Here is an 8,474-nt window from a genome sequence, read left to right as displayed (position 1 = left end):
ATTAGCGACCTGACAGGAAGAAGCATCTACGAGCAGACTTTAGATTGCAGTGCTAATACAGTAACTGTACCTATGGCTATCAACATGGCTTCTGGTGTTTATTTTGTAACTCTTAAACACGGTGGCGAAGCTCATACGTTTAGAGTAATAAAAGAGTAATTACAGAAACTTCCATTTGCATTTACGCAAACGGAAATATAAATTATTTTTTAATAAGAAGGGAAAGGAACCTGTAATGGGTTCTTTTCTTTTGTTTAGAAGGGACGGTGAGTCAGTAAACAGTAATTTAATAACTCTAGTAACCCAACATCTTAGCGACTCAACTCGAAACCGATTTCTGAGTTTTTTGTTCCTCGGCGAATCTTGGGTCTGGAAGTCTAGGTACTTTGACGATCTGGGTGGTTGTTATTGCATAATAGCCCAAATCTTCACTAACAGTTCCTTTAATCCAATAGACACCTATTCCTGCTAAGGGATATTTTGCCATTACTTTTGGGAACTGAACTGTATCAAAACACTTACCTTCTCTATCTAGAAATGTGGAAAATGCCATATAATCCCCTTTAGAAGTTTTGGTGGTTTTTGAGGTTACTAATTTCCCGAGAATTGTAATTTGTTTGTTTACAAAGTCCTTTAAATCTCTTGCGTTGCTTATGGAATATTCGCCTGGTTTTATAAATCTGAAATCATCGTGAAGCGTAAACCCCAATAGTTCTAAATTATCATAGGCATCAATAATCTGTTCGCTTTTTAATGTCGGTAAGTTATAATCAACTCTTTTGGCTTTAAATAATTGAGGCTGAAGTTCTTTATTTTTTATTGAATGATGGCTAAGATGCGCAAACCACATCAACTTGTGTTTGTTGGGTTCTAAACTTCTAAAAGCATTTAAACGAATGAGTAATAACAGTTGCTCCAAACCGAGTTTACACCTATCCAAAAAGTCATTGAAATCTTTGAAGAAGCCAAACATTTGTCTTTCATTAAGTATTTTCTGGACACTTCTGTGTTCCAAGTTTTTTGTCATTCCAAAACCTAAGTAGACCGTTTTTCCTTTTATGCAATTACCGTGGTCGCTATTGTTAATACAAGGGGATTCAACGATACCTCCACATCTGAATATTTCGTTGATATAGGTGTCTATATTGTAAAATCCGCCGCCATTATTTAGCACCGCAGTCATAAATTCCAAAGGGAAATACTTTTTTAAATATAAACTCTGATAACTTTCTACTGCATAGGAAGCCGAATGCCCTTTCGCAAAAGCATAACCAGCAAAGGCTTTGATTTGATCCCAGACTTCTTCAATTACTTTTGGAGTGTATCCTTTCGCTTTACAGTTTTCATAAAACTTTTTCTCTAGTGCATCAAACTGTTCCTTGCTCCTGCCCTTGCCACTCATTCCCCTTCGCAATACATCTGCTTCCGCCAAGCTAAGACCAGCAAAGTAATGCGCTACCTTTAAAACATCTTCTTGATACACCATCACGCCATAAGTATCGGACATTATTTCCATAAGTACGGGATGTGCTTCTGTTCGTTTTTCGGGAAAGCGATGGCGTTCTATATAGGTGTTTTTCATTCCTCCGTTTGTAACTCCTGGACGAATGATAGAACTAGCTGCGACAAGCCCTAAATAATCCTGAGTTTGTAACCGCGTCATCAAAGTGCGCATGGCAGGCGATTCTACATAAAACACGCCCATACAATCCCCCACTTTCAGTAAGTCATTAATTGCTGGATCATTTTTAAAAGGGGCGGTATCATCAATGTTTTTAATGGTTGCATTAGGTTGGTTCTCCTTTATGAGTTCGATGGCATCCTTAATTTTTGAAAGTCCCCGTTGTGCGAGAATATCAAATTTGAAAATACCTACAGCTTCTGCAATGTGCATATCAATTTGTAAAGTCTGAAAACCTTTTGGAGGCATAAAGGTGGCGCAATAGGCTTGTACAGGATTTTTAGTAATAACAATCCCGCCAGAATGCACACTCAAATAATTTGGAAACCCATGTATAAGCTTGCTATATTTTAAAACCAATTTAAAATAATGGTCGTTTTTCTTATTCTGTTTGTCGCCTTTAATAAAATCGTCTATCTCTGCTTTGGGCAGTCCAAACACCTTTCCCAATTCGCGAATAACAGCGCGGTATTGAAAGGTTACATACGTCCCCATTAAAGCTGTGTTAGGAAACCGTTCAAAAATATAACGGGTTACATCGTCCCTATCTTTCCACGAAAAATCGATATCAAAATCGGGGGGAGAAGAACGATATAGGTTTATAAAACGTTCAAAATAAAGGTCGAGTTCTATGGGGTCTACATTGGTAATTCCCAAAACATAAGCTACCACACTGTTGGCACCACTCCCCCGACCTATGTAAGGATAATCGTTTTTAACTGCATATTGAACAATATCGTAATTGATGAGAAAATAAGACACAAAATCCATCTGACGGATGGCATTGAGTTCCTTTTCAATACGCTCGGTGATTTTAGAATCGACGGTTTTATAACGAGATTCTATTCGTTCTTCAACCAAAGCTATCAACCGATTGTAATCTGCTTCAGCATTTTCTAAATAAGTAGCTTGATTCTGATTCTCTCGCTTCTCATCAAATTTAAAGTCAATTGTACAGGTATTTAAAATTGCTTGCGTATTGGACAATATATGCTCAAAACCCTCAAACAAGCTGTCAAGTTCCTTTAAGGAATACATTTTATCTTTTGTAGCTCCCTGTTCTGCTTCTGGCAATTTACTCAAGACAATGTTAAGGTCTATACAGCGTAATAGCCTGTGAATATTGACATGGACTTGATTGCAAAAGGTTACGGGTTGCAATAACACCAACTTATCTGTGTGCGATTTGAGGTGTGAAAACTTCAGCTTGTTCAGTTCTGTTACAGAAATCCCGATGTACCAATTGGGCGCAAATGTTTCCAATTCAAACTCCAGTACTTTTTCAAAAGGAATAATGGTAATAACATCTGAAAATGAAGGTGGAATTTCTGGGAACTCCTTATGACTGTGTAAGTGTTGGGTAAGAAATTGATTTATCTCCAAATACCCGTGATTGTTCTTTGCCAAACAAACGTAACACCGAGTGTTTCCGTTACGGATATCGGCACCCACAATGGGTTTAATGTTTTCTTTGGTTGCTCCTCGTATAAATTCCAAACAAGCCGAAGTACTATTTATATCGGTAAGCGCCAATTGTTCAACAGCGTTTTTTTTTGCCAACTCCAACAATTGGAGTACCGAAAGCACCCCATAGCGCAACGAGTAATATGTATGGCAGTTCGTGTACATTATTGCTGTCTATGTGCTAACAGAACGGGAGGCTCGCCATCAAATGGATTGCGCCCAGAGATTACAGAGCGAACATCTAGTGTGGACGCTTTCATTATACTTCCCGCTCCAAAACGATTTCGGATATGGTCTAAAGACTTATATAGATTTAATGTTTTTTCATTGTCGTCAAAAAGACTGATTTGATAATGCCCACCCACCAAATGTGAAAACTTTACGCCTATTAATCGCACTAAAATCCGTCTGTTATAAAGTTTATTGAAAAGCTCCATAACCACTGGCGTGAGAATATGGTCTGCACTGGTGTAGGGAATTCGAATTTGCTTGTTATAGGTTTGGAAATCGGAATACCTGATTTTTACTGAAACACATCCCGTCATTTTATTGCCCAATCGCAATTGGTAACAAAGCGTATCGACCATAGCAATAAGGGTATCGCGAAGTTTTTGCACATCAATCGTATCCATATTGAAGGTGCGTTCGTTGGAAATCGATTTGCGCTCACAATAGGGAGTAACAGGCGTATTGTCTATACCATTGGCGCGATTCCAAATGGTTTGCCCATTTTTCCCCATTACGGAAATAAGCATTTCCACAGGCATTTCTTGTATTAGTTTTATGCGGTCAATTCCTAAATGAATTAAAGTTTGAGCCGAAGCTTTGCCAACCATAGGAATTTTACGAATGGGTAAAGGAGCCAAGAAAGCTTTTTCGAAACCGTTATCTATTTTAAGCTGGTTGTTGGGCTTTGCCTCTCCTGTCGCAACCTTACTAACTATTTTATTTTGAGAAAGTCCGAAAGAAATGGGCAAACCAGATTCTTTAATAATCCTTTTGCGAAGTTCTGTGGCAAACTTGTAATTGCCGAAGAAGCGATCCATTCCCGTTAAATCTACATAAAACTCATCTACACTTGTTTTTTCAAATACAGGAACGGTGTCTCGGATTATATCCGTAATTAGACTGGAATACTTCATATAGGTTCCCGAATTCCCTCGAATCACGATGGCTTGAGGACATAGTTGCCGTGCCATTTTCATAGACATTCCAGAACGTATTCCAAACTTTCGGGTTTCATAACTACAAGCCGCAACAACCCCACGATTCCCCGTACCCCCTACCAATACAGGCTTTTTAAGCAGCTCGCTGTTTAGCAATCGCTCTACCGACACAAAAAATGTATCTAAATCGAGATGTAGTATGGACTTGTTTTGCATATTACAAAACTATGGAATAATTCCAATTGCAAGGAAATAATCCGAGTTAAAGTTTTGTACTTGGAAAAAATAATACTACCCATCAGGATGTAAACCAATACCCTTTCCTACGCCTGAGTCACAATTCTTAAATAAACCACTATGAATTATTTTAAAACAGATTTGTCGCGCCTTGGCAGGCAGTTACTACATTCGTGAAATAGACAGAGAATCATTTGCACCCACATGTTCAAGAAACGAGTAAATTCGTTATAATTTGTGAGATTCGTGGTAAATCTTTTTAGCCCCGAGTCATTCGGGGAAAACGAGGTGCACTAAAGCACATAGTTTTAACTCTATTTGAGACCAAAAAAAAAGGGAAGCCAAAACGACTTCCCTGAGATTTAAAATATTAAGCAATAAATTACTGCCCTTGACTTTTCATCAAAATATCTTGTAGGCGCTGTTGCAAACTTTGGTCTTGCTGAATTACTGTCGCGAGCTCTTGAAAACGCTCAAATGTTAGTCCTTTAGACTCTATTCCTTCAATAGCTTTTTTCTCTAATGCAGGCTGCATTTTCTTCATTTTATCGGTAGCATTGGCGTGCATTTTCAGCTCGGCAGGAGTAGCATCGCTTTCCTTGTTAGGATCCATAGTAGCTTGATCAATTTCACTGAAACGCTCCACCTTCAAACCTTCATTCTGAATAATGGCAATCATTTCTTGTTGCGCTTCTTGATTTTGCATTTGCATGTTTATGTATGCATCAGCAAACTTGTTCAACTCAGCATCACTCACTTCATTTTCTTGTGCGAATGAGGCTACTGAACCTAAAACAGTTACAAACAAGAATAGGGTTTTTAATTTTAACGATTTAAACATAATTGAATTTTAAATTTTTAATACTATTTAGTTTAATAGAGACTTGAATAACTTAATAGACTTCAAAAAACACACCTTTTTAACTCCAAAAAATTAAATCTCTAAGCTTCAAAACTAAGTGTATGAGATTTCCTGACCAATTAAATAAGAAACCTTAACTTTAAATTATAATTTTAAAAAAACTGACTTAAGCTATAATTGAATTTCGTTTTCGTTTTCGATTTCGTTTTCCCTTCCGTATTGTTATCTTGCAAGCAATTATCAAAAAACGATTTATATGAAATTATTACGCCTTCTCTTTATCTTTTTATCAGTCCCTCTTTTTGCTCAGCAAGGAGGTATGTGGATCCCCTCACTTTTAGACGGGATGAACGAAACAGAAATGAAAAATCTGGGTATGAAAATGTCTGCCCAAGATATTTACGACGTTAACAACTCCAGTCTAAAAGATGCCATTGTGCACTTTAACGGTGGCTGTACCAGTGAAATGATTAGTAACCAAGGACTTTTACTTACAAACCATCACTGTGGATATTCTCAAATTCAGAAGCATTCCTCTTTAGAAAGCGACTATCTTGAACACGGATTTTGGGCAAAAAGCCTGAAGGAAGAATTGCCTAACCCTGGTGTTACCGCTACTTTTATTATCAAAATTGAAGATGTGACCGAAAAAATCTTGGAAGGGACAACCTCAGCAATGAGTGAAGCTGACAAGCAAGGAATCATTGAGGCGAACATTGCCAAGGTAGTACAAAACTCACCTAAAGAAAAATACCAAGAAAACAGAGTTCGAACTTTTTACGAAGGCAACCAATACATGCTTTTTGTAGTTGAAACCTTTAAAGACATTCGTTTGGTAGGCGCGCCACCTTCTTCTATCGGGAAGTTTGGAAGCGATACTGACAACTGGGTATGGCCTAGACATACAGGTGATTTCGCTTTATTCAGAATTTACGCAGACAAGAATAACAACCCTGCAGAATACTCCGAAGACAATGTGCCATACACTCCAAAACACTTTTTACCGATTTCCTTGGACGGTGTAGCTGAAAGCGATTTTACAATGGTTTTTGGTTTTCCAGGATCTACAGACGAGTACTTGCCATCGGTAGCTTTAGAGCAAATAGTAGAAACCATCAACCCAGCGCGAATCGCTATTCGTGATGCGGCTTTGGCAATTGTAGACGAATATATGCGTGCCGATCCGCAGATTAAAATTCAATATGCTTCTAAGTTTGCTAGAATCGCGAACTACTGGAAAAAATGGAGAGGCGAAACCCTTGGTTTAACAAAATCGAATGCTGTTGGCATTAAAAAGGATCAAGAGCGCGACCTTACTGCACAAATGAAAAAGAAAGGCAAGCAAGCGGAATATGGAAATCTATTGCCTCAGTTTGAAACGTACTATACTCAGATAGAGCCTTATTCCCTAGCTCGAGAATACTTTTTAGAAACCGCCTTGCGAAATGTAGAGTTACTTACCACTGCATTCCAAGTCTATCAATTGAAACAAGCATACGAAAATCGCGGGGAACAATCGTTTAACGACAGAAGAGACAACCTGATTGCTTCTATGAATGTAAAGTATAAAGACTATAGCAGCAAAGTTGATAAAGACGTTTTTGAAGTTCTTATCGCGTTATATGCTGAAAAAGTTGACGAACGTTTTCTACCTGATTCATTTAAAAACATGGATGTAGAAAGGCTGACTGAAGATGTATATAGCAACTCAGCATTTACAAATTTTGAATCGTTTAAATCTTTATTAGAAGGCGATGCTGAAACCGTTATGGCTAAGCTAGAAAAGGACCCTGGATATCAAGTTGCTAGAGATATGGCCGATGCTTATTTCACTAAAATTGCTCCAGACTATGAAGCATTAAGACTGAATATTTCTGGCCTAGAGCGTGATTATATGAAAGCGTTGTTAGAACTTAGTCCGAAGGATGCTAGAATCTTCCCTAATGCCAATAGCACAATGCGTGTAACCTACGGACAAGTGAAAGGATATTCTCCTGCCGATGCCGTTTATTACGAGCCTGTAACCCACTTAGACGGAGTTATGGAAAAATACATTCCAGGCGATTATGAATTCGACGTGCCTCAAAAGCTTATCGACTTATACAACAGTAAAGATTACGGACCTTATGCCGAAAACGGTAAAATCCCTGTAAACTTTATCGGAACCAACCACACCACAGGTGGAAACTCTGGAAGTCCAGCAATTGACGCCCACGGAAACCTGATAGGTTTGAACTTTGACCGTGTTTGGGAAGGAACTATGAGCGATTATTACTACGATCCATCTTTATCGCGAAACATTATGGTTGATATTCGATACGTACTTTTTATCGTTGATAAATACGCCGGCGCCACAAACCTGATTGACGAAATGAAGCTTGTACATCCTAAAAAAGGAAAGTCTAAGAGGAAGAAATAAGGTTAATGGCTAATGGCTAATGGCTAATGGCTAATGGCTAATGGCTAATGGCTAATGGCTAATGGCTAATGGAAAAAAATCAATCCTAAATTAATAAACCACGAATACACGAATTATAAGTTTTTATTTTCGTGAATTCGTGGTTTTTTTTGACATATAAACTCAATTAGAAGTAGAGACTTTTTTTACCCTAGTCGAGCTCGGACAGCCACCCCGTTTGCATTTTATTGCAAAAGGCCGATTACAACTAAAAAAATTGGTCACAGAAATACTTGTCACTGCACCCTACGATAGCGGATGGTCATTTCATAACGGGATCATGCCTTGGGAGGGAAATCTTATGGAACTTTGTAACAAACATCCTTTCTTGGGAGAGGATACTGTTATTTATGAAGTGTATTTTGACATCGTGGAAATCTACAAATCTTCCCGTAAAATGGCTTTGGTAATATATGTCGAAAAAAACAGAAGCCTTCCTAAATATGTAATTAAGGATTCCATTAAAACGCTTCTATTGATGTATTTTGGCGATGAAATGTACTACCGAAATATCGCCAGAATCAAAATAGCGCAGAGAAAATACAGGGCATACAACTTTGCACCCATTTCTCAACTCAAAAAAATATTGGAATTCGCCATCAAACC

6 protein-coding genes are annotated in these 8,474 nt (G+C 38.1%); 3 read left to right on the top strand and 3 right to left on the bottom strand.

Annotated features, from left to right (window positions below):
• Positions 1 to 159 carry a T9SS type A sorting domain-containing protein gene (locus tag ACN0U3_RS14080; RefSeq protein WP_417266724.1) on the top strand — a complete coding sequence of 53 codons (159 nt, stop codon included), beginning with the start codon at positions 1 to 3 and terminating at the stop codon, positions 157 to 159.
• 160 nt (positions 160 to 319) lie between these two features.
• Here the strand turns inward: ACN0U3_RS14080 and ACN0U3_RS14075 are convergent, their stop codons facing one another.
• The 3 genes from ACN0U3_RS14075 to ACN0U3_RS14065 all read right to left on the bottom strand — a co-directional run bounded on the left by ACN0U3_RS14075 (position 320) and on the right by ACN0U3_RS14065 (position 5,389).
• The gene (locus ACN0U3_RS14075) at positions 320 to 3,310 is read right to left on the bottom strand and encodes a DNA polymerase III subunit alpha (protein WP_417266723.1); all 2,991 of its coding nucleotides are present in this window, start codon (positions 3,308 to 3,310) and stop codon (positions 320 to 322) included.
• Complete coding sequence (gene dinB / locus ACN0U3_RS14070; protein ID WP_417266722.1) at positions 3,310 to 4,527, bottom strand: DNA polymerase IV; 1,218 nt, start codon at positions 4,525 to 4,527, stop codon at positions 3,310 to 3,312. The genes ACN0U3_RS14075 and dinB overlap by 1 nt, the downstream gene beginning before the upstream one ends.
• A gap of 403 nt (positions 4,528 to 4,930) precedes the next feature.
• The gene (locus ACN0U3_RS14065; protein ID WP_417266721.1) at positions 4,931 to 5,389 is read right to left on the bottom strand and encodes a DUF4168 domain-containing protein; all 459 of its coding nucleotides are present in this window, start codon (positions 5,387 to 5,389) and stop codon (positions 4,931 to 4,933) included.
• A 277-nt stretch (positions 5,390 to 5,666) separates the two neighbouring features.
• On the opposite strand from ACN0U3_RS14065, the gene ACN0U3_RS14060 reads away from it, so the two are divergent.
• Together ACN0U3_RS14060 and ACN0U3_RS14055 are read left to right on the top strand one after the other, a co-directional pair.
• Complete coding sequence (locus ACN0U3_RS14060) at positions 5,667 to 7,829, top strand: S46 family peptidase (RefSeq protein ID WP_417266720.1); 2,163 nt, start codon at positions 5,667 to 5,669, stop codon at positions 7,827 to 7,829.
• Between the two features lie 256 nt (positions 7,830 to 8,085).
• On the top strand, positions 8,086 to 8,474 hold a 389-nt coding region (locus tag ACN0U3_RS14055; protein WP_417266719.1), incomplete at its 3' end, for a hypothetical protein.

It is taken from the genome of Brumimicrobium sp., from assembly GCF_048268645.1.
GTDB classification, from domain to species: Bacteria; Bacteroidota; Bacteroidia; order Flavobacteriales_D; family Crocinitomicaceae; genus Brumimicrobium; species Brumimicrobium ulvae.
Note: the sequence above shows the minus strand (reverse complement) of the source record. Positions and strands in the feature narration are given on the sequence as shown.

Excerpts from the sequence above, each read along its gene's own strand:
- ACN0U3_RS14065 (WP_417266721.1), bottom strand. The coding sequence starts at position 5,389 with ATGTTTAAATCGTTAAAATTAAAAACCCTATTCTTGTTTGTAACTGTT.
- ACN0U3_RS14075 (WP_417266723.1), bottom strand. The coding sequence starts at position 3,310 with ATGTACACGAACTGCCATACATATTACTCGTTGCGCTATGGGGTGCTT.
- dinB (WP_417266722.1), bottom strand. The coding sequence starts at position 4,527 with ATGCAAAACAAGTCCATACTACATCTCGATTTAGATACATTTTTTGTG.
- ACN0U3_RS14060 (WP_417266720.1), top strand. The coding sequence starts at position 5,667 with ATGAAATTATTACGCCTTCTCTTTATCTTTTTATCAGTCCCTCTTTTT.